Annotated in this window: 18 protein-coding genes and 1 tRNA gene; 11 read left to right on the forward strand and 8 right to left on the reverse strand. The window is 71.4% G+C overall.

The annotated features are described in order from the left end of the window. The first annotated feature begins 176 nt into the window (after positions 1–176). The 8 genes from topA to ELQ40_RS05715 all read left to right on the forward strand — a co-directional run bounded on the left by topA (position 177) and on the right by ELQ40_RS05715 (position 10,016). Positions 177–2,972 (forward strand): type I DNA topoisomerase, encoded by a 2,796-nt coding sequence (gene topA / locus ELQ40_RS05680; protein WP_127792815.1) that lies wholly within the window; start codon positions 177–179, stop codon positions 2,970–2,972. Further along, positions 2,969–3,589 (forward strand): dTMP kinase, encoded by a 621-nt coding sequence (gene tmk / locus ELQ40_RS05685; RefSeq protein WP_127792816.1) that lies wholly within the window; start codon positions 2,969–2,971, stop codon positions 3,587–3,589. Before topA ends, tmk begins: the two co-directional genes overlap by 4 nt. 67 nt (positions 3,590–3,656) lie before the next feature. Then, positions 3,657–4,877, forward strand: a complete 1,221-nt coding sequence (locus ELQ40_RS05690) for a DNA polymerase III subunit delta' (RefSeq protein WP_127792817.1) — start codon at positions 3,657–3,659, stop codon at positions 4,875–4,877. After that, positions 4,874–6,394, forward strand: coding sequence for an alpha/beta hydrolase (locus ELQ40_RS05695; RefSeq protein ID WP_127792818.1), 1,521 nt, complete (start codon positions 4,874–4,876; stop codon positions 6,392–6,394). Before ELQ40_RS05690 ends, ELQ40_RS05695 begins: the two co-directional genes overlap by 4 nt. Before the next feature lie 95 nt (positions 6,395–6,489). Then, a tRNA-Thr gene (locus ELQ40_RS05700) sits at positions 6,490–6,565 on the forward strand. 88 nt (positions 6,566–6,653) lie between these two features. Further along, positions 6,654–7,637, forward strand: coding sequence for a Gfo/Idh/MocA family protein (locus ELQ40_RS05705; protein WP_127792819.1), 984 nt, complete (start codon positions 6,654–6,656; stop codon positions 7,635–7,637). A 150-nt stretch (positions 7,638–7,787) separates the two neighbouring features. Continuing rightward, positions 7,788–9,302: a D-alanyl-D-alanine carboxypeptidase/D-alanyl-D-alanine-endopeptidase gene (locus tag ELQ40_RS05710; protein WP_127792820.1), complete on the forward strand. Its 1,515-nt coding sequence runs from the start codon at positions 7,788–7,790 to the stop codon at positions 9,300–9,302. A 90-nt stretch (positions 9,303–9,392) separates the two neighbouring features. Beyond that, a complete protein-coding gene (locus ELQ40_RS05715; protein ID WP_127792821.1) occupies positions 9,393–10,016 on the forward strand; it encodes an isochorismatase family protein in 624 nt (207 codons plus the stop codon). A 67-nt stretch (positions 10,017–10,083) separates the two neighbouring features. Here the strand turns inward: ELQ40_RS05715 and ELQ40_RS05720 are convergent, their stop codons facing one another. After that, positions 10,084–11,049 (reverse strand): helix-turn-helix domain-containing protein, encoded by a 966-nt coding sequence (locus tag ELQ40_RS05720; protein WP_127792822.1) that lies wholly within the window; start codon positions 11,047–11,049, stop codon positions 10,084–10,086. Positions 11,050–11,258: 209 nt separating this feature from the next. On the opposite strand from ELQ40_RS05720, the gene ELQ40_RS05725 reads away from it, so the two are divergent. Beyond that, positions 11,259–12,791: an APC family permease gene (locus ELQ40_RS05725; protein WP_240665957.1), complete on the forward strand. Its 1,533-nt coding sequence runs from the start codon at positions 11,259–11,261 to the stop codon at positions 12,789–12,791. Here the strand turns inward: ELQ40_RS05725 and ELQ40_RS05730 are convergent. Beyond that, positions 12,788–13,432, reverse strand: a complete 645-nt coding sequence (locus ELQ40_RS05730) for a hypothetical protein (protein WP_127792823.1) — start codon at positions 13,430–13,432, stop codon at positions 12,788–12,790. The genes ELQ40_RS05725 and ELQ40_RS05730 overlap by 4 nt on opposite strands. 75 nt (positions 13,433–13,507) lie before the next feature. Here ELQ40_RS05730 and ELQ40_RS05735 point away from each other — a divergent pair, with 75 nt between their 5' ends. Next, on the forward strand, positions 13,508–15,538 hold the full coding sequence (locus tag ELQ40_RS05735) for a primary-amine oxidase (RefSeq protein WP_240665958.1): 2,031 nt from the start codon (positions 13,508–13,510) through the stop codon (positions 15,536–15,538). Between the two features lie 58 nt (positions 15,539–15,596). Here the strand turns inward: ELQ40_RS05735 and ELQ40_RS05740 are convergent, their stop codons facing one another. Both ELQ40_RS05740 and ELQ40_RS05745 read right to left on the reverse strand, forming a co-directional pair. Further along, positions 15,597–16,184, reverse strand: coding sequence for a TetR/AcrR family transcriptional regulator (locus tag ELQ40_RS05740; protein WP_127792824.1), 588 nt, complete (start codon positions 16,182–16,184; stop codon positions 15,597–15,599). A gap of 123 nt (positions 16,185–16,307) precedes the next feature. Next, positions 16,308–17,741 carry an aldehyde dehydrogenase family protein gene (locus tag ELQ40_RS05745; protein ID WP_127792825.1) on the reverse strand — a complete coding sequence of 478 codons (1,434 nt, stop codon included), beginning with the start codon at positions 17,739–17,741 and terminating at the stop codon, positions 16,308–16,310. A gap of 278 nt (positions 17,742–18,019) precedes the next feature. Between ELQ40_RS05745 and ELQ40_RS18760 the strand changes: the two genes are divergently transcribed. Beyond that, positions 18,020–18,709, forward strand: coding sequence for a hypothetical protein (locus ELQ40_RS18760; protein ID WP_164863488.1), 690 nt, complete (start codon positions 18,020–18,022; stop codon positions 18,707–18,709). Positions 18,710–19,014: 305 nt separating this feature from the next. Here ELQ40_RS18760 and hpaD read toward each other — a convergent pair whose 3' ends face one another. The 4 genes from hpaD to ELQ40_RS05770 are packed head-to-tail and all read right to left on the reverse strand — an operon-like array spanning position 19,015 to position 23,990. After that, the gene (gene hpaD / locus ELQ40_RS05755; RefSeq protein WP_127792826.1) at positions 19,015–20,157 is read right to left on the reverse strand and encodes a 3,4-dihydroxyphenylacetate 2,3-dioxygenase; all 1,143 of its coding nucleotides are present in this window, start codon (positions 20,155–20,157) and stop codon (positions 19,015–19,017) included. A gap of 1 nt (position 20,158) precedes the next feature. Further along, complete coding sequence (gene hpaE / locus ELQ40_RS05760) at positions 20,159–21,655, reverse strand: 5-carboxymethyl-2-hydroxymuconate semialdehyde dehydrogenase (protein ID WP_205649440.1); 1,497 nt, start codon at positions 21,653–21,655, stop codon at positions 20,159–20,161. A gap of 8 nt (positions 21,656–21,663) precedes the next feature. Beyond that, positions 21,664–22,365 (reverse strand): GntR family transcriptional regulator, encoded by a 702-nt coding sequence (locus tag ELQ40_RS05765; protein ID WP_127792828.1) that lies wholly within the window; start codon positions 22,363–22,365, stop codon positions 21,664–21,666. Beyond that, the gene (locus tag ELQ40_RS05770) at positions 22,362–23,990 is read right to left on the reverse strand and encodes a fumarylacetoacetate hydrolase family protein (RefSeq protein WP_127792829.1); all 1,629 of its coding nucleotides are present in this window, start codon (positions 23,988–23,990) and stop codon (positions 22,362–22,364) included. The genes ELQ40_RS05765 and ELQ40_RS05770 overlap by 4 nt, the downstream gene beginning before the upstream one ends. Positions 23,991–24,108 lie beyond the last annotated feature (118 nt).

Raw genomic sequence — 24,108 nt, forward strand, 5'->3', positions numbered from 1 at the left:
ATTGTCCTCCGCTTCGCGGCATCCGCAAGGGTGTGGACGGAGGGTCGGTGAAGGTGCGCTCCCGGCTGCAATGTGTATGGTGTGGGCAGACCCGGCGATCCGCGGGTCGACAGCACACCGCTCGGGGGCGCGGGAATCCGGTGCGTTCTCGCTTTCGAATGGAATCAGAGGAGTCTGTGTCAGGCGCGAAGAAATTGGTCATCGTCGAGTCGCCGACCAAGATGAAGTCCATCGCCCAGTACCTGGGCGACGGCTACGAGGTGCTGTCCTCGGTGGGTCACATCCGCGATCTCATCGAACCGAAGAACCTGCCGGCCGAGCTGAAGAAGCAGGGCGGCGGCATCGCGAAGTTCTCGGTCGACGTCGACAACGGCTTCGAGCCCTACTACGTCGTGTCCGACTCGAAGAAGAAGACCGTCGCCGAACTCAAGCGCGCGCTGAAGGACGCCGACGAGCTCCTGCTCGCCACCGATGAAGACCGCGAGGGCGAGGCCATCGCGTGGCACCTCCTGCAGGAGCTCAAGCCCAAGGTCCCGGTGCGCCGCATGGTGTTCCACGAGATCACGAAGGACGCGATCCTCGCCGCGAAGGACCACACCCGCGAACTCGACACCTCGCTGGTCGACGCGCAGGAGACCCGCCGGATCCTCGACCGCCTGTACGGCTACGAGGTGTCCCCGGTGCTCTGGCGCAAGGTCGGCCCCGGCCTCTCCGCCGGCCGCGTGCAGTCCGCGGCGACCCGGCTCGTGGTCGACCGCGAGCGCGAGCGCCTCGCGTTCGTCACCGCGGCCTATTGGGACCTCGTCGCCCGCTTCGCCGGCTCGGGCTCGTCGTTCGAGGCGAAGCTCGCCAGGCTCGGCGGCACCCGGGTGGCCTCGGGACGCGACTTCGACGACACCGGTCGGCTGAAGGGCAACGCCGTCGTGCTCGACGAGGCGACCGCGACCGCGCTCGCCGCGGCCCTGCGCGACGACACGGTCGCCCGCCGCGTCTCGAAGGTCGAATCGAAGCCCTACTCCCGCCGGCCCGCTGCGCCGTTCACGACGTCGACCCTCCAGCAGGAGGCGGCGCGCAAGCTCCGGCTCTCGGCGCGCGACACCATGCGCGTCGCCCAGTCGCTCTACGAGAACGGCTACATCACCTATATGCGAACCGACTCCCCGTCGCTCTCGCAGCAGGCGATCCAGGCCGCCCGCTCGCAGGCCACCAAGCTCTACGGCGCCGACTCGATCCCCGACAAGCCCCGCGCGTACGCCGGGAAGTCGAAGAACGCGCAGGAGGCGCACGAGGCGATCCGCCCGTCGGGCGAGGTGTTCCGCACCCCGGCCGAGGTCGAGGGTCAGTTGCGCGGTTCCGAGTTCAAGCTCTACGACCTGATCTGGAAGCGCACGGTCGCCTCGCAGATGGCCGACGCCAAGGGCCACACCGCCACGGTGACGATCGAGGTCGGTCCGACGGCGGCGGATGCCCCGGCGCCGGAGGCGCCCACCACGCCCGTCGGCGGCGCGATCGCCGAGTTCACCGCGAGCGGCACGGTCATCACCTTCCGCGGCTTCCTCGCCGCGTACGAGGAGGGCCGCGACGAGGAGCGCAACGCCGACGACGCACCCGGCGAGGCGAAGCTCCCGCCGCTGGAGGAGGGCCAGCAGGTCGCACTCGACGAGCTCGAGGCGAAGGGCCACGAGACGTCGCCCCCGCCGCGCTACACCGAGGCGAGCCTCGTGAAGCGCCTCGAGGAGCTCGGCATCGGCCGCCCCTCGACGTTCGCATCGATCATCTCCACCATCCTCGACCGCGGCTACGTCACGCAGCGCGGCCAGGCGCTCGTGCCCAGTTGGACCGCGTTCTCGGTCGTGCGCCTGCTCGAGGAGCACTTCGGCGACCTGGTCGAGTACGACTTCACCGCCGAGATGGAGGACGACCTCGACCGGATCGCCTCCGGCGAGGCCGACCGCGTCGACTGGCTCAACGGCTTCTACTTCGGCGGCGACCGCCACAAGGGCCTGCGTCAGATCGTCGACAACCTCGGCGATATCGATGCCCGCGAGATCAACTCCGTCGAGATCGCTCCGGGCATCACGCTGCGCATCGGCAAGTACGGCCCCTACCTCGAGACGCAGGAACCGGATGCCGCTCCCGACGCGGCTCCCCGTCGCGTCAACCTGCCCGAGGGGCTCGCGCCCGACGAGCTGACCGCCGCGAAGGCGCAGGAGCTCATCGACGCTCCCGTGCAGAGCGACCGCGTGCTCGGGGAGAACCCCGACAACGGGAAGCGCATCGTCGTGAAGGACGGCCGCTTCGGGCCCTACGTGACCGAGCTCGAGCCCGAGGCCGAGGCATCCGTCGATCCGTCGACCGGCGAGGTGACCGAGCCCGAGAAGCCGAAGCGCGGCGCGAAGAAGGCCGCCGCGCCGAAGCCGCGCACCGCGTCGCTGTTCAAGTCGATGCAGATCGAGGAGGTCGATCTCGCGACCGCGCTCAAGCTGCTCGACCTGCCGCGCACCGTCGGCCTCGACCCCGAGTCGGGCGACGAGATCACCGCGCAGAACGGCCGGTACGGTCCGTACCTCAAGAAGGGCGCCGACACCCGGACGCTGCCGAGCGAGGACGCGATCTTCGACATCGACCTCGCGGGTGCGCTCGAGTTGTACGCGCAGCCGAAGTACGGCGCTCGGCGGGCGTCGAGCGCGCTGAAGGAGTTCGACGCGGACCCGGTCAGCGGCAAGCCCGTGAAGGTCAAGGACGGCCGGTTCGGCCCCTACGTCACCGACGGCACCACGAACGCGACGATCCCGCGCGGTGAGAACGTCGAGGACCTCACGTTCGAGCGCGCGATCGAGTTGCTGCAGATCAAGCGCGACAAGGGGCCGGCGCCCGCTCGCGCCAAGCGCACGACGACGAAGACGGCGGCCAGGAAGCCCGCCGCCAAGACGACGACGCGCAAGGCGGCGCCGAAGAAGAGCCAGGCGTGAGCCGAGGCCTCTTCATCACGCTCGAGGGCGGCGACGGCACCGGCAAGTCGACCCAGGCGGAGCTGCTCCGCGAGTGGCTGACCGCCGAGGGTCGCACCGTCGTGCGCACGCGCGAACCCGGCGGCACCGACGTCGGCGTGGAGATCCGCGAGCTGGTGCTGCACCACCGCGGCGATATCGACCCGCGCGCCGAGGCCCTGCTCTACGCCGCCGACCGGGCTCACCACGTCGCCACGCTCGTGCGCCCAGCGCTCGAGCGCGGCGAGGTCGTCGTGCAGGACCGCTACCTCGACTCGTCGGTCGCCTACCAGGGCGCGGGTCGGGTGCTCGACCCCGCCGAGGTGCGCAGCCTCTCGGAGTGGGCGACGGGCGGGCTCCTGCCCGACCTCACGGTGCTGCTGGACCTCGACCCGGGGGCGGCGCGATCACGGCTCGACGCCGCGCGCACCCGCTTCGACCGGCTCGAGGCCGAGGCATCCGAGTTCCACGAGCGCGTGCGGCGCGCGTTCCTCGGACTGGCCGCCGCCGAACCCGATCGGTTCCTCGTCGTCGACGCGGCGCAGCCGATCGACGTGATCGCGGAGCGGATCCGCGAGCGCGTCGCCGCGCTCGCGTGACCGTGGCGCTCGCGGCGGCGGCACTCGCGACCGTGGCACCGTCGGCGGCGCCGGGTAGCGTGGACGCATGAGCGTCTGGGACGAGCTGACGGGGCAGGATGCCGCGATCGCGGTGTTCCGCGACGCGGCTGCGTCCGCGGCCGCGTCGTCGTCCGCCGCCGATCCGGATGCCTCCCCGGCCGTCTCGGCGCGCGCCATGACGCACTCGTGGCTGATCACCGGGCCGCCCGGGTCGGGGCGCTCGAACCTGGCGTTCGCGTTCGCGACCGCGCTCATCGCGGGCGACGCCGACGGCGACGAGGCCACCCGCATCCAGGTCGAGGCGCGCAGCCACCCCGACCTGCACGTGCTCTCGACCGAGGGCGTGATCATCCGCGTGCAGGACGTCCGCGAGATCGTGCGCCGCTCGCACTACGCGCCGTCCGTCGGCCGGCACCGCGTGATCATCGTCGAGGACGCCGACCGCATGACCGAGCACACCTCGAACGTGCTGCTCAAGGAGCTCGAGGAACCGCCCGAGCGCACCGTGTGGCTGCTGTGCGCACCCAGCGACGCCGACCTGATCCCGACGATCCGCTCGCGCGTGCGCACCGTGCGGCTGCAGGTGCCGTCGATCGACGACGTCGCCGAACTGCTCGTGCGTCGTGACGGGGTCGACCCCGTGATCGCCGAGCGCGCCGCCCGCGAGGCGCAGAGCCACATCGGCATGGCGCACCGCCTCGCGACCAGCGAGGAGGCGAGGGCCCGCCGCGAGGAGACGCTGCGGCTCGCGCTCGGGGTGCGTTCGGCATCGGGCGCCGTGCGCACCGCGGCGCGAATGCTCGAGATCGCCGGCGACGACGCGAAGGCGATCACCGAGATCCGCGACGCCGAGGAGCGCGAGCACGCGCTGCGCTCGCTCGGGCTCAACCCCGGGCAGGCCATCCCGCCGGCGCTCCGCGCGCAGATCAAGGCGCTCGAGGACGACCAGAAGCGCCGCGCCACGCGAAGCCTCCGCGACGGCATCGACCGCATCCTCGTCGACCTGGCGTCGCTGTACCGCGACCTGCTCGTGCTGCAGCTCGGCGCCGAAGTGCCGCTGGTCAACCGCGAACTCGAACGCGAACTGCGCGAGGCCGGGGCATCCGTGCCGCCGACGCGCACGCTCGCGACCCTCGACGCGATCCAGGAGGCGCGCACGAGGATCGAGGGCAACGTGCAGCCCGTGCTCGCGCTCGAGGCCATGCTGGTCTCCGCGATCCGCCGACCCGACCTGCAACGACCGGACGACCGACGAGGAGTCGCGTGAACCCGATCTTCAAGCGCGCGGCCGCCGCCGTCGCCGTGGCCGCGACGCTCGTGCTCGCCGGGTGCACCTCGTGGTTCGGGCCGCCGCCCGTGCACACCTCGTCGCCGACCGACGAGTCCGTGTCGGCCGAGCTCGAGCCGTTCTACACGCAGGTGCTCGAGTGGGAGCCGTGCGGCGACGGCTTCGGATGCACGACCGCGATCGCGCCGCTCGACTGGGACGACCCGGCAGCGGGGGAGACCGAGCTCGCCCTCGTACGGCACGTCGCGACCGGCGATCGGATCGGCTCGCTGCTCGTGAACCCGGGGGGTCCGGGCGGCTCGGGCTACGACTTCGTGCTCGACACCCTCGACTACGCGGTCGGCGAGCGGCTGCAGCAACGGTTCGACGTCGTCGGGTTCGACCCGCGGGGCGTCGGGCGCTCGGCCGGCGTCACCTGCTACGACGCCGAGGGCATGGACGAATTCCTCTACGGCATCCCCGAAGGGGAGCGCAACAGCGACGAGTGGTTCGACGACATGGCCGCGCGTCAGACCGCCTTCGGCGACGCGTGCGAGCAGGGCACGGGGGCGTTGCTCGCACAGGTCGACACGGTCAGCGCGGCGCGCGACCTGGACCTGCTCCGCGCCGTGCTCGGCGACGAGCAGCTGCACTACCTCGGCTACTCGTACGGCACCTTCCTCGGTGCGACGTACGCCGACCTCTACCCCGAGAAGGTCGGCCGGCTCGTGCTCGACGGCGCCCTCGATCCCGAGGCCGACTACACCGAGGTGTCCGCCGCCCAGTACGCCGGGTTCGAGCAGTCGTTGCGCGCCTACCTCGAGAACTGCCTCACCGGGAGCGAGTGCCCGTTCACCGGCAGCGTCGACGCCGCGATGGGCGAGATCGGCGACCTGCTCGCCTCGGTCGACGCGAGCCCGCTGCGCGGCACCGACGGGCGGTTCGTCGGGGCCGGCACGCTGATCACGGCCATCATCTACCCGCTCTACAGCCCCGACGCCTGGGGGTACCTCGACGACCTGTTCACGTCGGTGCAGTTCGGCGACGCCGACTTCGCGCTCACCCTGGCCGACGCCTACAACGGCCGCAACGCCGACGGTACCTACGCCGACAACTCGAGCGAGGCGTTCTACGCCGTCAACTGCCTCGACTACCTGCCGCTCGACACGCTCGAGGCCATCCACGCCTCGGCCGACGAGATCATCGCCGCGGCGCCGATCATCGGCCCGTACACCGTCGGCCCGGCGTGCGCGGGCTGGCCGGTCGCGAGCGAGGCCGTGCGCGAGCCGTTGCACGCCGAGGGTGCCGACCCGATCCTCGTCGTCGGCACGACCGGCGACCCGGCCACCCCGTACCAGTGGGCCGTGAACCTCTCGGAACAGCTCGACAGCGGCGTGCTCGTCACCTACGACGGCGAGGGGCACACGGCCTACAACAAGTCGAACCGGTGCGTCGCCGACGCGGTCGAGAACTACCTCATCGACGGCGTCGTGCCGTCGGCCGACCCGAAGTGCTGAGCGGCTCGCGGGCCGGGGCATCCGTGGTCATGAGCCTTCGGATTCTCCGCTAGTATTGATGCTCGTGCCCGGTGCGCTTCGCGCAGCGCGGTCACGCCGCCTTAGCTCAGTCGGCAGAGCGATTCACTCGTAATGAATAGGTCGAGGGTTCGATTCCCTCAGGCGGCTCCAATGGCCCCGGTTCGCCGGGGCCATTCGCGTTGCCGGAGACTCGACTCGTGCGGGAGCAGCCGAGGCCGCCCGCCGATAGGCTGGCGCGATGACCGATCGACTTCGCTGGGGCATCCTCGCGACCGGGGGCATCGCCCACGCCTTCACCAACGACCTCAAGCTCAACGGCTTCGACGTTCGCGCCGTGGGTTCGCGCCGGCAGGAGGCGGCCGACGCGTTCGCCGCCGAGTTCGAGATCCCGACGGCGTACGGCAGCTACGAGCAGCTCGTCGCCGACCCGGAGGTCGATGTCGTGTACGTCTCGACCCCGCACCCGTTCCACGCCGAGCACGCAACCCTCGCGATCCAGGCGGGCAAGCACGTGCTCGTCGAGAAGCCGTTCGCCATGAACGCCGCGGAGGCGAAGGGCATCGCCGACCTCGCGGCCGCGCGCGGCGTCTTGGCCCTCGAGGCGATGTGGACCCGCTACCTCCCGCACATGGTGCGCATCCGCGAGATCATCACGGCGGGCACGCTCGGCGAGCTGCGCACGCTCATCGCGGACCACTCGCAGAAGCTCAGCGACGACCCGGGGCACCGCATCAACGACCTCGCCCTCGGCGGCGGGGCGCTGCTCGACCTCGGCATCTACCCGATCTCGTTCGCCTGGGACCTGTTCGGGGCGCCCGTCACGATCCACTCGACGGCGACGTTCAAGGCGACCGGTGCCGACGGGCAGATCGCGACGACCTTCGGGTACGGCGGCGACCGCATCGCGCAGAGCCTGTCGATCAGCGACAGCAAGGGCCCGAACACGGCGGTCATCCTCGGCACCGAGGCCCGCATCGAGATCGACACGGTCTGGTACACGCCGACCACGTTCCGGGTCGTGTCGCACGACGGCAGCGTGCTCGAGGAGTACCGTTCCGAGGTCACCGGACGCGGCATGCACTTCCAGGCCGAGGCCGTCGAGCGACTCGTGGCCGCGGGCGACCTGCGCGGGGACATCCTGCCGATCGACGAGACCGTGGCGATCATGGCGACCCTCGACGCGATCCGCGAGGAGATCGGGCTGCGTTACCCGGGGGAGTAGGCCGCGCCGGCTGCGCGCCGGGCGTGCCGGCCGACGGGCCGGCCTCCCAGCCGGGCGCCTCCCTGCCGGGCGCCTCCCTGCCGCCGGCCTCCCAGCCGGGATTCGAGCAGTCCTCGGGAATCTCCCGGGATCCGCCCATACACTTCCGGGATGGCCGACGAGACGGATGCCCCGCGCGACGAGCCGTCGGTCGACCCCGAGGCCGCCGCACCCGCGCACGCCGCCGGGGCGGGAGGCATCCTGACGCGCATCTCGACGTTCGCCAGGCGGCATCGCATGCCGCTGGCGATCGGGGCCGGCGTCCTCGCGTTCGCGCTCGTCGGCACCGCCGCCGTGCTCACCGGTCGCGGCGTCGCGACGGCCGAACCCGTCGCCGCAACGACGTCGGCCACTCCGAGCGCAACGCCGACTCCCACGCCGACGGCGGACGCCGGGCGCCCGCAGCCCGCCGCAGCCGCAGGCGTCAACCGCGTGCGCACCTGCTCGGTCGCCGACCGGGCCGCCGACGGACGTCTCGCGAACCTGCAGGCGCAGGTCGTGAACGCGGCGACGGGCGAGGTGCTCTACGACCGGGGCGGCACGACGCCGTCGCGCACCGCGAGCGTCATGAAGGTGCTGACCTCCGCCGCGGCGCTGAACGTGCTCGGCCCCGACCACCGTGCGACGACGACCGTCGTGAAGGGCGCGGAGCCCGGTTCCGCGGTGCTCGTCGGCGGCGGTGACGTGACCCTGTCGCGCACGCCGAGCGGCACCGAGACCGTCTACCCGGGGGCGGCGCACCTCGACGACCTCGCCGCACAGGTGCGCGCCGCGTGGAACGCCGACCCGTCGAACCCGCCGCTGACCAGGCTCATCCTCGACGCAAGCTACTTCGGCGGCGAGGAGTGGCAGTCGAGCTGGGACACCGTCGAACGCGACCAGGGCTACATGTCGCAGATCACGGCGCTGCAGGTCGACGGCGACCGCGACGATCCCGGTGCCAACACGTCGACGCGCAGCACCGACCCGATCGGGCGGGCGGGCGACGCGTTCGCGTCGGAACTCGGCGGCATCTCCACGATCGAGCGCGGCGTCGCGCCGGCGGGTGCCGCGCAGCTCGGCGCGGTGTCGTCGCCGACCGTCGCGCAGCTCGTCGACAAGGCGCTCGTCGTCTCCGACAACTCGGTCGCCGAGATGCTCGCGCGGCTCGTCGCGATCCAGACCGGCGCGGGCAACACCTTCGAGGCGATCAACGCCGGCGTGCTGCAGGGCCTGCAGGAGTACGGCGTCGACACGACCGGAGTGACGGTCGTCGACGGCTCCGGGCTCAGCGACTTCAACGCCGTGCCGCCGTCGTACCTCACGCAGCTGTTCGTCAAGATCAACGCGCGCGAGGGCAACCTCGGGGTGCTCCTGGACGGCCTGCCCGTGTCGGGTGTTCGCGGGTCGCTGTCGTACAGCGACCGGTTCGCGGGCGACAACTCGGTGGCCGACGGCGCGGTGTTCGCCAAGACCGGTTGGATCGAGACCGGCTACACGCTCTCCGGGGTGATCCACGCGCAGGACGGATCGACGCTCACGTTCGCGATCTACGCGCTCGGCGACGTGACGGATGCGGCGAAGCAGGCCATCGACACGCTGACGACCGGATTCTTCCTCTGCGGCGACAACCTCGCGAACACCTGACGGGCGAACAGCGGACGGTCGAACACCTGACGGGCGAATGTCCCGGCCCCGGTCTGCCCGTACCCCGCGGCGGAGGGTGACAATGGAGGCATGACCCGTGCGCTCATCATCGTCGACGTGCAGAACGACTTCACCGAGGGCGGCGCCCTCGGCGTGGACGGCGGAGCCGCCGTCGCGCAGGGCGTGACCCGGCTGCTCGCCGAGCACCGCGACGCCTATTCGATCGTGATCGCCTCGCGCGACTGGCACGACGCCGACAACGACAACGGCGGGCACTTCGCACGAGGCGAGGATCCCGACTTCGTCGAGACCTGGCCCGAGCACTGCGTCGCCGGCTCCGAGGGTGCGGAGTACCATCCGTCGCTCGACGCGTCGGGCATCGACGCGCACATCCGCAAGGGCCAGGGCAGGCCTGCGTACTCGGCGTTCGAAGGCGTCGACGACGACGACCGCACGGTGTCGCAGCTGCTCGACGCGCACGGCGTGACCGAGGTCGACGTCGTCGGCATCGCGACCGACTACTGCGTGCGCGCGACCGCGCTCGACGCGATCGAGCACGGCCGGCACGTGCGGGTCTTCACCGACCTCGTGGCGGGCGTCGCCGCCGAGTCCTCGGCGCGGGCGCTCGCCGAGCTCGGGCATGCCGGTGCGGTGTTCGCCGAGTCGCGGGCGCTCGGTTCCGACCACGAGGCAGCGGGCGGGGCATCCGACTGACGCCCCGTCATCGCGGATCGGCGGGCCGCGCAGCAGCGATGGCGGTGCAGCGGTCGCGGAGCCGCGCTCAGGCCGCCAGCGTGCGCGCTCGGAACGCGGTCGGCGACTCGCCGAACTCGGCTCGGAAGGTGCGGCTGAAGTGCGCCGCGTCGGCGAAGCCCCAGCGGGCGGCGACCAGGCCCACCGGCCGATGGGCGCCGAGCGGATCCGCGAGGTCGCGGCGGCAGCGGTCGAGCCTGCGCGAGCGGATCCACGTCGAGACGGTCGTGCCCTCCTCGTGGAAGAGCGCGTGCAGGTGCCTCGTCGAGACGAAGTTCGCGGCGGCGACGGCGCCGGGTGAGAGGTCGGCGTCGCCGAGGTGCTCCTCGAGGTAGGCCTGCACGCGACGGAGCATCGCGCGGTGGGGGTTCCCGGCATCCCGGCTGACGTCGAGCTCGCGGGCGTACAGCGTCGATACGAGGTCGACGGCGTTGCGCGCGAGCCTGCCGCCGATCGGGCCGTCGAGCTGGTCGAGGTCGGCGGCGAGGTCTCCGAGGAAGTGCGACACGGCGCCGCCGAGGCCGTCCTCACCGCCGAGCGTGACGGCCGCCATGCCGCGGACCGCCTCGGTCGGGAGTTCCAGCGCGCGGTGCGGCACCATGAGCACGAGGGTCGAGAACCCCTCCTCGAAGACGAGGGAGTAGGGCGAGTCGGTGTCGTAGATGGTGAGATCGCCCGGGCGCAGCACGGCTTCGCGGCCGTCCTGGATGAGCAACCCGGTTCCCGCGAGCTGGAGGCCGACCTTGAAGCAGCGGTGGGTCGATTCGGCGACCAGCTCGGGTGTCCGGTGGATCTCGTGGCGATCGGCGGTGACGACCGACAGCTGGACGTCGTCGTGCACGGCGGCGCGGATCTCGGCGTGGAAGGCATCCTGTCGGTCGGCGCGCACCTGCAACGGCACGAACGACTGCGAGACCAGCGCGCTGAACGCTCCGAAGCCGAGCGGCAGGCCGGCCGTCTCGACGGTTCGGGTCGGGAACGGATGTCCGGGCATGCCGTGCTCCTTCGCTCGGTCGACTGCGGTGTCGGTGGAGGAAACTCTACGCGTGTCGAGAGTAAAGCGACAGCGAAGCGTGCGTCCGCGGTCAACCGGCGGACGCACAGCGACAAGCGGTGCGGCGGGAGCGAGGCCACGATGAGCCGGAACCGGGCGATGCCGCCGTGGCCCGCCCTCCCGTCGAACTCGATCGAGGATCCCCTGCCATGACCCAAACGACGAACCCCCCGCCCGCCACCGCCGGCCTCGGCCACCGCAGACTCGGCGTGCCGTCCATCACCCTCATGATCATCGCGGCGTCGGCGCCGCTCACGGTCGTCGCCGGCGGCGTGACCACGACCTTCGCGGTGACCGGCGTGATCGGCGTGCCGATCGGCTTCATCGTGCTCGCCGCTGCGCTGGCCGTCTTCGCGGTGGGCTACGCCGCGATGAGCCGCTATGTCACGAACGCGGGCGCGTTCTACGCCTACATCGCGCAGGGCATCGGCCGCCCGCTCGGTGTCGGGGCCTCGCTCGTCGCGCTCGTCGCGTACAACGCCATGCAGGTCGGCATCTACGGCCTCTTCGGATTCCAGCTGTCGATGTTCCTCGAGGCCAAGTTCGGCCTCGTCACCCCGTGGTGGTTGTGGATCTTCGCCTGCATCGTCGTCGTCGGCGTGCTCGGCGTCAACCGCGTCGACCTCTCGGCGAAGGTGCTGGGCATCCTCGTGGCACTCGAGTTCGCCGCCGTGCTGGTGTTCGACGTCGTCTCGCTGTCGGTCGCTCCCGCGGGGGTCTCGACCGCCGGGCTCGAACTCTCGAACCTGTTCGTGCCGGGTGTCGGCGCCGTGCTCTCCTTCGGCATCGCGGCGTTCATGGGCTTCGAGTCCGCGGCCATCTACGGCGAGGAGGCCAAGGATCCCAAGCGGACCGTGGCCAGGGCCACCTACGCGGCTGTCGCGATCATCGGCGTGTTCTACGCCTTCAGCGCGTGGGCGTTCACGGTCGGCATCGGCCCGTCGCAGATCGCCGAGGCGTCTGCGACGTTCGGCCCCGACCTGATGTTCGTCTTCATGTCCGAGCACGCCCCGGTCATCGTGAGCGACCTCATGCAGGTGCTGTTCCTGACGAGCCTGTTCGCCGCCCTCCAGTCCTTCCACAACGCCGTCGCGCGGTACCTGTACGCGCTCGGCCGCGAGGGCGTGCTGCACCGGGGGCTGGGTGCCGTCCGGGCGTCGTCGCGGGCGCCGTGGGCCGGATCGGTGGCGCAGTCGATCATCGCGCTCGTCGTCACCCTCGGATTCGTGATCGCCGGCGAGGTGCTCGGGCTCAAGCAGGACTTCGCCCCGACGGAGTTCCTCTACCCGGTGCTCACGATGTTCACGTGGCTCACGAACACGGGTGCCATGGGTCTCGTCCTGCTGATGGGCATCATCGCGATCGCGGTGATCGGGTTCTTCCGGCGCGACCGCCGCGGCCACGGTCCCTGGCCGACCCTGATCGCACCGCTCATCTCCGCAGTGGTGCTGTTCACCGTGTTCGCGCTCATCGTGGCGAACTTCAACGTGTTGCTCGGGCAGGCCGAGACGACGCCCGCGACCTTCGTGCTCCCGGCCCTGCTCATCGTGCCGGGGATCGCTGGGGTGATCTGGGCGTACGTCATCCGCCGCCGCGACCCCGAACAGTACTCGCGCATCGGGCACGGCATCGAGGAGGCCGAGGCGGAGGCCTTCGAGCCCGAGCTGCGCCGCGGGCTCTAGCCGACGGCGGCGAGCAGCGAGGGAACCACCATGGCGGCGAGCATGACGGTCATGCTCGCCGCCATCGCCCCGTGTCGGATGCCTCGGCGCCCGGTCCGCCAGGCGCGGAGCGCCACGACGGCCCCCGAGGCGACGAGCAGGGCCACCGCGAGGACCTGCAGCGCGAGCACCGGCCCGGCGTGGCCGTGCGGTTCCGTCGGGATCGCGGCGGCGCCATCGGCGTGGCCGAGCGCGCCGGCGACGAGCCAACCGCTCACCACGAGCGCCAGCGCGTGGTGCAGGTCGGCGTGCGCGGCGCCGGCGGCTCGGGTCGGGACGGCGCGGGCCGGCTCGGCGTGGATCGGCGCGGCGGGGGACAGGTCGGCGCGGTTCGGCACGACGCGGGACGGGTCGGCGCGGGACGGCTCGATGCGGGCGCGGTCGGCGCGGGTGCGGATGCCGATGGCGACGCCCGCGATGCCGAGCGCGCAGGCCCAGCCGATCGCGGGGACGAGTCGATCCCCGGCGGTGTCCAGCATCGCGGCGAGCATCACGAGCGCTGCGAGGGCGTCGAGCGGCCGCACCCGGCGTCCGGCGGCGAGCGTCGCTGCGGCGCCGATCACGGCGCAGGTCAGCATCGCTGCGTGTGCGAGTTCGCCCATTCCGTCCTCCGAAGCTTCCCTGGTCCGGTGAGTGCGGCTATATTACTCGACAAACGTAGAGAAAAAAGGTGTCACATGACGACGACGATGTCCCAGACCGACCCGCTCGGCGGTCTCGCCGCCGAGACCGACCCGCTGCGCGGTCTCACCGCCGACGAGATCGACCTCGCCCGCGAGATCCTCCAGGAGCGAGGGCTGCTCGCCGAGCAGACCCGCTTCGTCTACGTCGGACTCGACGAACCCGCGAAGGCCGACGTGCTGGCGGGCGCCGACTCGCCACGAATCGTCCGTGCGCTCGTGCTCGACCGGGCGACCGGCGACGCCGCCGACCATCGGATCGCCCTCGCCGATCGAGCGGTGGCCACGACCGTGATCGACGGTGCCTCCGGCCAGGTGCCGATCCTCGACGTCGAGTTCGAGGCGATCTACGACCTCCTCGGCGCCGAACCCGAGTGGAATGCCGCCCTCGCAAAGCGCGGCATCACGCACGAGCAGGTCGCCCTCGCGCCGCTCTCCGCCGGGAACTACGGCTTCGAGGCCGAACGCGGGCGGCGGGTCATCCGGGTCCTCGCGTTCATGCGCGAGCACGAACAGGACCACTGCTGGGCCCACCCGGTCGACGGGCTGTGCGCCTACGTCGACATGATCGAGGGCCGCATGTTCGAACTCGTCGACCACCGCGTGTACGACATCCCGGCCGAAGGCGGGAACTTCGACGACCCCGCCGTGCAGGGCGCGCCGCTCGACACGCTCAAGCCCATCGAGATCACGCAGCCCCAGGGTCCGAGCTTCACCGTCGACGGCGATCGCGTGAGCTGGGCGAACTGGCGGTTCTCACTGGCCTTCGACGCCCGCGAGGGCCTCGTGCTGCGTCGCATCCGATACGTCGACGCCGACCGGGGCGGCGTGGAGCGCGACATCGTCTACCGCGCCTCGATCGCCGAGATGGTCGTGCCATACGGCGACCCGTCGCCGTCGAGGTTCTGGCAGAACTACTTCGACACGGGCGAGTACGTCTTCGGCCGCTACGCGAACTCGCTCAAGCTCGGATGCGACTGCCTCGGCGAGATCCGCTACTTCGACGCGACGATCGCCGACGAGTTCGGGCACCCGCGGGTCATCCCGAACGCGATCTGCATGCACGAGGAGGACTACGGCACCCTCTGGAAGCACACCGACATCTACACCGGCTCCAACGAGGTGCGGCGCCAGCGCCGGCTCGTGATCAGCTTCTTCACGACCGTCGGCAACTACGACTACGGGTTCTACTGGTACCTCTACCTCGACGGCACGATCGAGTGCGAGGCGAAGCTCACGGGCGTGCTCTTCACCTCCGCCTACGACGCCGAGGCGGGCGACCACGCCGGCGAGGTCGCGCCCGGACTCGGGGCGCCGTACCACCAGCACCTCTTCAGCGCCCGCCTCGACATGATGGTCGACGGCATCGCGAACGCGGTCGACGAGGTCGACGCGGCGCGCGTGCCGATGGGGGAGGGCAACGCCTACGGGAACGCGTTCACCAAGCGCACCACGCGGCTGCGAACGGAGGGGGAGGGCGCACGCCACGCCGACCCGGTCGCCGGACGCACCTGGCACATCGTCAACACCGAGCGCACGAACCGGCTCGGACGGCCCGTCGGCTACGAACTCATCGCCCAGGGCGCCCCGACCCTGCTCGCCGACCCGGACTCCGTCATCGCACAGCGCGCCGCGTTCACGCGCAACCACCTCTGGGTGACCCGGTACGACGCCACGGAGCGCTACCCCGCCGGCGACCTCGTGAACCAGCATCCCGGCGGCGACGGCCTGCCCCGGTTCTCGGCCGCGGACCGCTCGATCGACGGCGACGACATCGTGCTCTGGCACACCTTCGGGCCCACCCACTTCCCGCGTCCCGAGGACTGGCCGGTCATGCCCGTCGACACGGCGAAGTTCACGCTCAAGCCCTACGGCTTCTTCGACCGCAACCCGACGCTGAACGTGCCGTCCACGGCCGCGGCGGGCGCGTCCTGCCACAGCGACGCGGCGGGCGCACCAGCGGGCGACACGGCGGGCGGATGCCGCTGCGGCGCCGGCGCGTGCGGGTGCGAGGGGCACGCCCACTGACGGGGCGCGTGAGAGTGCTCCGTGCGACGGGCGGATGCTTCCGGCATCCGCCCGTCGTTCAGCGAAGCAGGTCGAGGTAGCCGTCGAGCATGCGCTCGAGCCGGTCGGGCGCGGCGCTGCCCGGGAGCACCACGGCGACCACCTGGACACCGTCGGCCATCGTCATGAGATGGTCGGTCGCGACCGCGATGTCGACCCCGTCGCCGAGCTCGCCGAGCTCGCGCGCACGTTCGAGGTGCGAGGCGATCTCCACGCGCCAGGCATCCATCGTCCGCTCGTGCAGCGCGAGCAGCTCGGGTTCGTTCGCCGCGTACTCCCAGAACGGGATGACGATGCGGGCCTCGAGGATCCGCTCGTCGTCGAGCGGGAAGATCTGCAGCATCAGCGCGCGCAGCGCCGCCAGGCCCTCGAGGTCCGCCCGGGCCGCCGCGAATCGCGCGTTCGTCGCGGAGTACACGTGCTCGAAGGTCGCCCCGATGAGCTCCTCCTTGTTGCGGAAGTAGGGGAACAGCCCGCCGTTCGCAGAACCCGCCGCGCGCGCGATCTCGCGCATCGTCGTCGCGCGGAAGCCCTTCTCCGCGATGAGCCGCCAGGTCGCGTGCACGATCCGCAGTCGACGTTCGTCGTGGTCGACGATCTTCGGCATGCTCCCCTCCCGCGGCACCGCGGCGCTCCATCGTGGGCGGAGCGGCGCCGCCGTCCACGATACGCGTACGGCGGAGGGCCGGGAGCGCGTGCCCCCGGCCCTCCGATGTCGCGCCGGACGCGATCAGCCGTTGATCACCTGCGGCACGCCGAGCGCCTTGAGACCCTCGACCCCGAACTCCAGGCCGTACCCCGACTGCTTCGCGCCGCCGAACGGCACCATCGGGTGGATCGCCCCGTGCGCGTTGATCCAGACCGTACCCGCCTCGAGCCGGGCTGCGACCCGGCGCGCCTCGACGAGGTCGGACGACCAGACGGATGCCCCGAGCCCGACGTCGACGCTGTTCGCGAGGGCGACCGCCTCGTCGACGTCGTGGTAGCGGACGATCGGCAGCGCCGGACCGAACTGCTCCTCCTGCACGAGGCCGAGGTCGTGGTCGGCCACCTCGACCAGGGTCGTCGGGTAGAAGTTGCCGGGGCCGTCGCGGTCGGGGTCGCCGCCGACCAGCACGTTCGCGCCGGCGCGCTTCGCCGCCTCGACGAGGCGGTCGACGATCTCGAACTGCTGCCGGTTCTGCAGCGGCCCGAGCACGTTCTGCTCGTCGAGGCCGACTCCCATGGGCATGGCGCGGGCGACGTCGGCCAGGGCCTCGACCACCGCGTCGTAGACGTCGTCGTGGACGTAGAGGCGCTTGAGCGCGGCGCAGGTCTGGCCGGTGTTGATGAACGCGCCCCAGAACAGGCCCTCGGCGATCGCCGAAGGGTCGACGTCCGGGAGCACGATGCCGGCGTCGTTGCCGCCGAGTTCGAGGGTCAGCCGCTTCACGGTGTCGGCCGAGGACCGGATGATCGCCTTGCCCGTCGACGTGGAGCCGGTGAACATCACCTTGCCGATCGACGGGTGCGCCGCGAGCGCGGCGCCGACCTCGCGACCGCCGCTGACGATCTCGAGCACACCGGCGGGCAGCACGGTGTTCAGGACTTCGACCAGCGCGAGGACGCTGAGCGGGGTGTACTCCGAGGGCTTCACCACGACGGTGTTGCCCATCCGGAGCGCCGGGCCGATCTGCCAGACGGTGATCATCTGCGGCCAGTTCCACGGTCCGATCGCGCCGACCACGCCGATCGGCCGGTAGTGCAGTTCGGCGTGCACGTCGCCGTCGTCGAGGATCACCTCGGCCTCCAGGGGGGTGGCGGCGGCGGCCCGCAGCCATCCGGACGCCCCGCCGACCTCGAACCGTGCGTTCGGGCCGTTCAGGGGCTTGCCCTGCTCACGCGAGAGGATCCGCGCGAGGGCCTCGGCCGAGGCGTCGATCGCATCGGCGGCCTCCAGCAGCACCGCGCTGCGACGCTCGTGGCCGAGCGCCGCCCATGCCGGCTGCGCGGCCGCCGCGCGGGCGACGGCGGCCTCGAGGTCGTCGAGGCCGTGGACCGGCGCGTGGCCGACGAGCTGCCCGGTCGCGGGGTCGAGGATCTCGCGGCGCTCGCCGCCGGTCGGCGTGATCCGCTCGAGCAGGTCGTCCTGCGTCTGGTCGAGCGTCGGGGTCGGGCTGTTCATGGCACCTCCACGGTGAGTCGGACTCCCACGGTAGGCAGGGACGCCGTGCGGCTCCTTGCCTCCTGGCGCGGTGCGGTTGACGCAGCGCGCACGCACTCGGCGGCGGCATCCGTCCGTTCTCCACAGGCGTCTCGCGGCCGTTCATCGGGCCCATAGGCTGACCGGAACCCCCTCCGACATCGGCGTCCGGTCGCGCCCTGCACCGGCGCGCCCGGAATCGTGCTGCGTCGCGGGGGAGGCCGCCGGCAGAGGCCCGGCCGCACCGAACAGGAGACCTCGTGAAGAAGCAGATCCAGATCGCCGCGCTCGCGCTGCTCGCAGCCGGCTCGCTCGCGCTCACCGCGTGCACCGGCCCCGACCTCTCGAACGCGAAGCGTCTCGACGCGCCCGCCGAGGAGACCGCGGCCGCCGAGCCCGCCGGCACCGAGGCGGAAGCGGCCGACGAGGAGGGATCGTCGGCGGGTGCCGCCGTCGAGGGCGAACTGCTCCAGCCGGGGCAGACCGTTGCGCTCGGCCAGTGGGGCACCTACGAGTACGAGAGCTACGACGGCCGCAAGGCGGTGCTCAACACCAAGCTCGTCAGCATCGAGCCGGCGACGCAGGCGCAGGTCGACTTCCTCGTCGCCGAGATCCCCGAACTGGCGGACTACGAGGTCACGCTCATCCGCTACCAGCAGCAGAAGGTCTCGGGCGACGACATCACGTACGACGCGAACTACACCGACTTCCGTCCGGCCGACGTCACCGGCGCCCAGGCGCAGGAGGTCAGCGTGATCGGCTGGGACGAGTGCGCGAGCGAGTCGTTCACCGAGGAGTTCGGGGCGGGCGCCGTGATCGACCAGTGCGTGGTCGGTGCGAAGCTGCCCAGCTCCGAGGCCATCGGCGGCATGATCTGGACGGGCAACAGCTCGGCCGACGAGAACCCGTTCAGCGAGTACGACGGCCAGCCGGTCTTCTTCAAGGGCTGAGCCCGACCCGACCGCGCCGGGCAGCCGCCGTTCTCCGGTATCCCGCAACGACTCGCCGCGGGGTACGCCCACGTCTCGTTCACCCACCGCCAGGTGCTGCACGACTGGGATTCGGTCGAGGCGACCGTCCGCATGCTCATGCCCCGCGGTGAGCACCTGTGGCAGCCCGCGGCCCGACCGAACTCCGGAACATTGCGGCGACGCGCCGGGTGACCGCGGGGTCGGGCCGGTGTGCCGCTCGCGGCATCCGGAGTTCGGCCGGGGAGGCGGTGGGGACCGTGTGGGTGGGGCGGAACCGAAGGGAGCTACAGCGTGTTGCCGAGCTTGAAGCCCTGCTCCTCGTCGCCCCTGCGCGTGTACGAGAAGCCGTCGGCGCCGATCGTGACCTCCATCTCGGAGTCGTCGGTGCGCGCGACCACGGGCTGCGGGTCGCCGTCGAGGTCGAGCACCAGAGAGGCATCCGTGTACCAGGAAGGCACGACCGGGTTGCCCCACCAGTCGCGACGCTGGTTGTCGTGCACGTCCCACGTGACGACCGGGTTGTCGGGGTCGCCCGTGTAGTAGTCCTGCGTGTACACCTCGACTCGGTGGCCGTCGGGGTCGCGCAGGTACAGGTAGAACGCGTTCGACACGCCGTGGCGGCCGGGTCCGCGCTCGATCGCGTCGGAGCGGCGCAGCGCGCCCAGCTTGTCGCAGATCGCGAGGATGTTGTGCTTCTCGTGCGTGGCGAAGCAGACGTGGTGCATGCGCGGGCCGTCGCCGCCGGTCATGGCGGTGTCGTGCACGGTGGGCTTGCGGCGCATCCACGCCGCATAGATCGTGCCCTCCTCGTCCTGGATGTCCTCGGTCACGCGGAACCCGAGGTCCTGCATGTGCTTCACCGCGCGCGGCACGTCGGGCGTGACCTGGTTGAAGTGGTCGAGGCGCACGAGCTCGCCGGGAACGTGCAGGTCGTAGCGCCACGACATGCGCTCGACGTGGTCGACGTGGTGGAAGAACTCGAGCGGGAAGCCGAGCGGGTCCTCGACGCGCACCGAGTCGCCGATGCCCGTGGTGAAGCCCTCGGGGCGGCGCTCGACGCGGCATCCGAGCTCCGTGTAGAAGGCGACGGCCCGGTCGAGGTCCTCGGGTTCGCGCACCCGGTACGAGAAGGCGGCGACTGCGGCCAGGTCGCCGCGCCGAAGTACGAGGTTGTGGTGGATGAACTCCTCGGTCGAACGCAGGTAGATCGCGGTGTCGGTCTCCTCGGTGACGTAGAGGCCGAGCACGTCGACGTAGAACTGGCGCGAGGCGGCGAGGTCGGTGACGACGAGTTCCATGTACGCGCAGCGCAGGATGTCGGGTGCCGGCGACGTGGGCGTCGGCACCGGGTTCGAGGTCTCGATCGGAGCCTCCTGGCTCACATAGAACCCGGACGAGGTCAGGGTCATGTCATCGCGGCTGGTCATGTCAGGCGTCCTTGCCGAAGGTGGGGTTGTGCGGGGCGCCGAGCGTGATGTGCACACTCTGCTGGTCGGTGTAGAAGTCGATCGAGCGGTAGCCGCCCTCGTGGCCGAGGCCCGAGGCCTTCACGCCGCCGAACGGCGTGCGCAGGTCGCGCACGTTGTTCGAGTTGAGCCAGACCATGCCGGCCTCGACGGCCTGGGCGAAGTTGTGCGCCCGCTTGAGGTCGTTGGTCCAGACGTAGGCGGCGAGGCCGTACTTCGTGTCGTTCGCGAGGGCCAGCGCCTCCGCCTCGGTGTCGAACGGCGTGATGGCGACGACCGGGCCGAAGATCTCCTCCTGGAAGATGCGGGCGTCGGGCGCGACGTCGGCGAACACCGTCGGGGCGACGTAGTTGCCGGTCGGGAACCCGTCGGGGCGTCCGCCGCCGGCGACGAGCCGGCCCTCGGACTTGCCGAGCTCGACGTAGCCCATCACCTTGTCGTAGTGCTCGGGGTGCACGAGCGCGCCGACCTCGGTGGTCGGGTCCTGCGGGTGGCCGACCTTCACGCGCTTCGCCTGCGCGGCGTAGCGCTCGACGAACTCGTCGTAGACGTCGCGTTGCACGAGGATGCGGCTGCCCGCGGTGCAGCGCTCGCCGTTCAGCGAGAACACGCCGAAGATGCAGGCGTCGATCGCGACGTCGAGGTCGGCGTCGGCGAAGACGATGGCGGGGCTCTTGCCGCCGAGTTCCATCGACAGGCCCTTGAGGTACGGCGCTGCGTTGCCGAAGATGATCTGCCCGGTGCGGCTCTCGCCGGTGAACGAGATGAGCGGCACGTCGGGATGCTTGACGAGCGCGTCGCCCGCCTCCTCGCCGAGTCCGTTGACGAGGTTGAACACGCCCTTCGGCAGCCCCGCCTCCTCGAAGATGCCGGCCCACAGCGACGCCGACAGGGGCGTGAACTCGGCGGGCTTCAGCACGACCGTGTTGCCGGCCGCGAGCGCGGGGCCGAGCTTCCACGACTCGAGCATGAACGGCGTGTTCCACGGGGTGATGAGCCCGGCGACACCGATGGGCTTGCGGTTCACGTAGTTCATCTGGCGGCCGGGCACTTTGTAGGCGTCGTCGGCCTGGGCGACGATCAGGTCGGCGAAGAACCGGAAGTTCTCCGCGGCGCGGCGCGCCTGGCCGAGCGCCTGCGTGATCGGCAGGCCGGAGTCGAAGCTCTCGAGCTCGGCGAGCCGTGCGTCGCGCGACTCGACGAGGTCGGCGATGCGGTGCAGGATGCGCGAGCGCTCGCGCGCGGCCATCTTCGGCCACGGGCCGTCGGTGAAGGCGCGGCGGGCGGCCGCGACCGCGAGGTCGATGTCGGCCCGCTTGCCGGCGGCGGCCTGCACGTAGGTCTCGTTCGTGACGGGGTCGAGCACGTCGAACGTGTCGCCGTCGACGGAGTCGACGAACTCGCCGTCGATGTAGTGGCGGATCCGGTCGGGCAGGCCCTCGGGGGTGTGCTGCGTCATGGTGTTCCTCATTCGTCGGCCGCGGTGGCGGCGGCTGGGGTTCGGATGGCGGCGGGTGGCCGGTGTTCGGACTGGTACGCGAGCACGGCGTCGAGCGTGGTCGTGCGGTGCGAGCGGGCGGCGAGCTCGATCTCGAGCGGGTCGGCGCGCTGCTCGATCAGGTCGACGATGCGCGCGTGCTCCTCGACCGATTCGCGGGCGCGCCCGGGGACGAAGCTGAACGACGAGTCGCGGAGCACCCGCATGCGGTTCCAGCCCCGGTGCACGAGGTCGAGCACGTGCGGGTTCGGGCAGCCCTCGAACAGCACCGAGTGGAACTCGAGGTTGAGCTCGGTGAACCGGTGCGGGTCGAAGTCGTCGAGGGTGCGGCGCATCCGGTCGTTGATCGCGCGGGCGCGCTCGAGATGATCCGGTGTCAGGAACGGCGCGGCGAGTGCCGTCGCGTACCCCTCGACGAGCGCGAGGGTCTGCATGGTGTGCAGGTACTCGGTCTCCTGGATCAGCGCGACCTGCGCGCCGACGTTGCGCTCGAACGTGACGAGCCCCTCGGCCTCGAGCCGTCGGATCGCCTCGCGCACCGGCACGACCGACACGTCGAGTTCGCCGGCGATCTGCGCGAGCACGAGCCGGTACCCCGGTACGTATCGCCCGTCGTCGATGCGCTCGCGGATGAACCGGTACGACCGCTGCGACTTGCTCTCGAGGGTCATCGCCACGCCCCGGAATCGGATGCCGCGGCGCCGGTCGGTGCGTCGCCGTCGGAGCCGGCGTCGCCGTCGGATGCCGCGCGCTCGGCCTCGTACCGGGCGCGCCACGCGGCATCCATCGGGAACAGGCCGTCGACGGCCTCGCCCTCGGCGACGCGCTGCGCGACCCACGCGTCGGCGGCCTCCTGCTCGGCCGTCTCGGCGACGACCTCGGCGACGAGCTTCGCCGGGATCACGATCACGCCGTCTCCGTCGCCGACGATCACGTCGCCGGGCTGCACCGCGGCCCCGCCGCAGGCGACGGTCACGTCCGTCTCCCACGGCACGTGCCGACGGCCCAGCACGCTCGGGTGCGGCCCCTGCGAGAACACGGGGATGCCGATCGCGGCGACCGCGTCGAAGTCGCGGACTCCGCCGTCGGTGACGATGCCGGCAGCGCCCCGCACCTTCGCGCGCAGCGCGAGCACATCGCCGACGGTGCCGGTGCCGCGCTCGCCGCGGGCGTCGACGACGAGCACCTCGCCGGCGCCGACCGTGTCGAACGCGCGCTTCTGCGCATTGAACCCCCCGCCGAACTCGGCGAACAGGTCGGGCCGGGACGGGATGAACCGGAGCGTCCGCGCGGTGCCGACGATCCGGTCGCCGGGGTGGTTGGCGAACACGCCCTCGATGAAGACGTCGTGGTACCCCCGCTTGCGGAGTGCGACCGAGAGCGTCGCGACCGCGACGCCTGAGATCGATTCGCGCAGTTCGTCGGTGAGCACGGAGGCGGGGGCATCCGGAATCGCCGGCGGAGCGGAGGCATCCGTCGCGTCCTCGGATGCCGCGTCGAGCGGTGTCGCGCGACCGGTGGCGACGGCCGCGGCGTGCTCGGCCTCGGATCCCCACGCCTCGACGCGCTGGAGGTCGTCGACCGCGGGCTTCGAGCCGAAGTCCCCGTAGGCGCTGTCGCCGAACACGCCCTCGCCCTGCGTGACCGTGGTCACGAGCCGGCCGGTGGTCGGGGCGCCCGGGGCGCCCGGCGCGTCGACCTCGACCTCGACGACGTCGCCCGGAACGACGACCGAGGAACCGGCGGGCGTGCCGGTGAGGATCACGTCGCCGGGCTCGAGCGTGAAGTGCTGCGAGAGGTCGGCGACGAGCCGGCCGAACGGGAAGAGCAGGGTGTCCGAGGTGTCGGACTGCACGAGTTCGCCGTTGACCCAGGTGCGCACGCGCCAGGCATCCTGCCCGATGCCGGCCGTCGGGATCGCGACCGGACCGAGCGGCGTGTATCCGTCGCCGCCCTTCGAGCGGACGTTCGAACCCTTGTCGGCCGCGCGGAGGTCGTAGAGGCCGAAGTCGTTGGCGGCGGTGACCGCGGCGACGTGCGCCCAGCCGTCGTCGGGGGAGACCCGGCGCGCGGCGGTGCCGATGACGATCGCGATCTCGCCCTCGAACGCGAGCAGTTCGGTACCCGCGGGCCGCTCGATGGTGCCGCCGGTACCGGAGACCGAGCTCTGCGGCTTCAGGAAGTAGCTCGGCTGCGCCGGCGTGCGCCCGCGCTGCGCGGTGCGCGACGGGTAGTTGAGGTGCACGGCGATGATCTTGCCCGGTGCGGAGATGTCGGTGGTGGCGGTGTCGGTCATGGACGTCCTCGTCTGCTGATATCTGAAATCATATACGATTTGGCAGGTCCTGCAACCTGCGGTTCAGTGCCGGTTTCAGGAGTTCGGAGGCTGCTCAGGACGAAATCGGCGGAAGCAT

The sequence above is a fragment of the Agromyces sp. LHK192 genome (genome assembly GCF_004006235.1).
Lineage (GTDB): Bacteria > Actinomycetota > Actinomycetes > Actinomycetales > Microbacteriaceae > Agromyces.

Bases quoted from the DNA above. Each gene is read 5' to 3' on its own strand.
- ELQ40_RS05690 (WP_127792817.1), top strand. From the start codon at position 3,657: ATGAGCGTCTGGGACGAGCTGACGGGGCAGGATGCCGCGATCGCGGTG.
- ELQ40_RS05705 (WP_127792819.1), top strand. From the start codon at position 6,654: ATGACCGATCGACTTCGCTGGGGCATCCTCGCGACCGGGGGCATCGCC.
- ELQ40_RS05710 (WP_127792820.1), top strand. From the start codon at position 7,788: ATGGCCGACGAGACGGATGCCCCGCGCGACGAGCCGTCGGTCGACCCC.
- ELQ40_RS05715 (WP_127792821.1), top strand. From the start codon at position 9,393: ATGACCCGTGCGCTCATCATCGTCGACGTGCAGAACGACTTCACCGAG.
- ELQ40_RS05720 (WP_127792822.1), bottom strand. From the start codon at position 11,049: ATGCCCGGACATCCGTTCCCGACCCGAACCGTCGAGACGGCCGGCCTG.
- ELQ40_RS05725 (WP_240665957.1), top strand. From the start codon at position 11,259: ATGACCCAAACGACGAACCCCCCGCCCGCCACCGCCGGCCTCGGCCAC.
- ELQ40_RS05730 (WP_127792823.1), bottom strand. From the start codon at position 13,432: ATGGGCGAACTCGCACACGCAGCGATGCTGACCTGCGCCGTGATCGGC.
- ELQ40_RS05735 (WP_240665958.1), top strand. From the start codon at position 13,508: ATGACGACGACGATGTCCCAGACCGACCCGCTCGGCGGTCTCGCCGCC.
- ELQ40_RS05740 (WP_127792824.1), bottom strand. From the start codon at position 16,184: ATGCCGAAGATCGTCGACCACGACGAACGTCGACTGCGGATCGTGCAC.
- ELQ40_RS05745 (WP_127792825.1), bottom strand. From the start codon at position 17,741: ATGAACAGCCCGACCCCGACGCTCGACCAGACGCAGGACGACCTGCTC.
- hpaD (WP_127792826.1), bottom strand. From the start codon at position 20,157: ATGACCAGCCGCGATGACATGACCCTGACCTCGTCCGGGTTCTATGTG.
- hpaE (WP_205649440.1), bottom strand. From the start codon at position 21,655: ATGACGCAGCACACCCCCGAGGGCCTGCCCGACCGGATCCGCCACTAC.
- ELQ40_RS05765 (WP_127792828.1), bottom strand. From the start codon at position 22,365: ATGACCCTCGAGAGCAAGTCGCAGCGGTCGTACCGGTTCATCCGCGAG.
- ELQ40_RS05770 (WP_127792829.1), bottom strand. From the start codon at position 23,990: ATGACCGACACCGCCACCACCGACATCTCCGCACCGGGCAAGATCATC.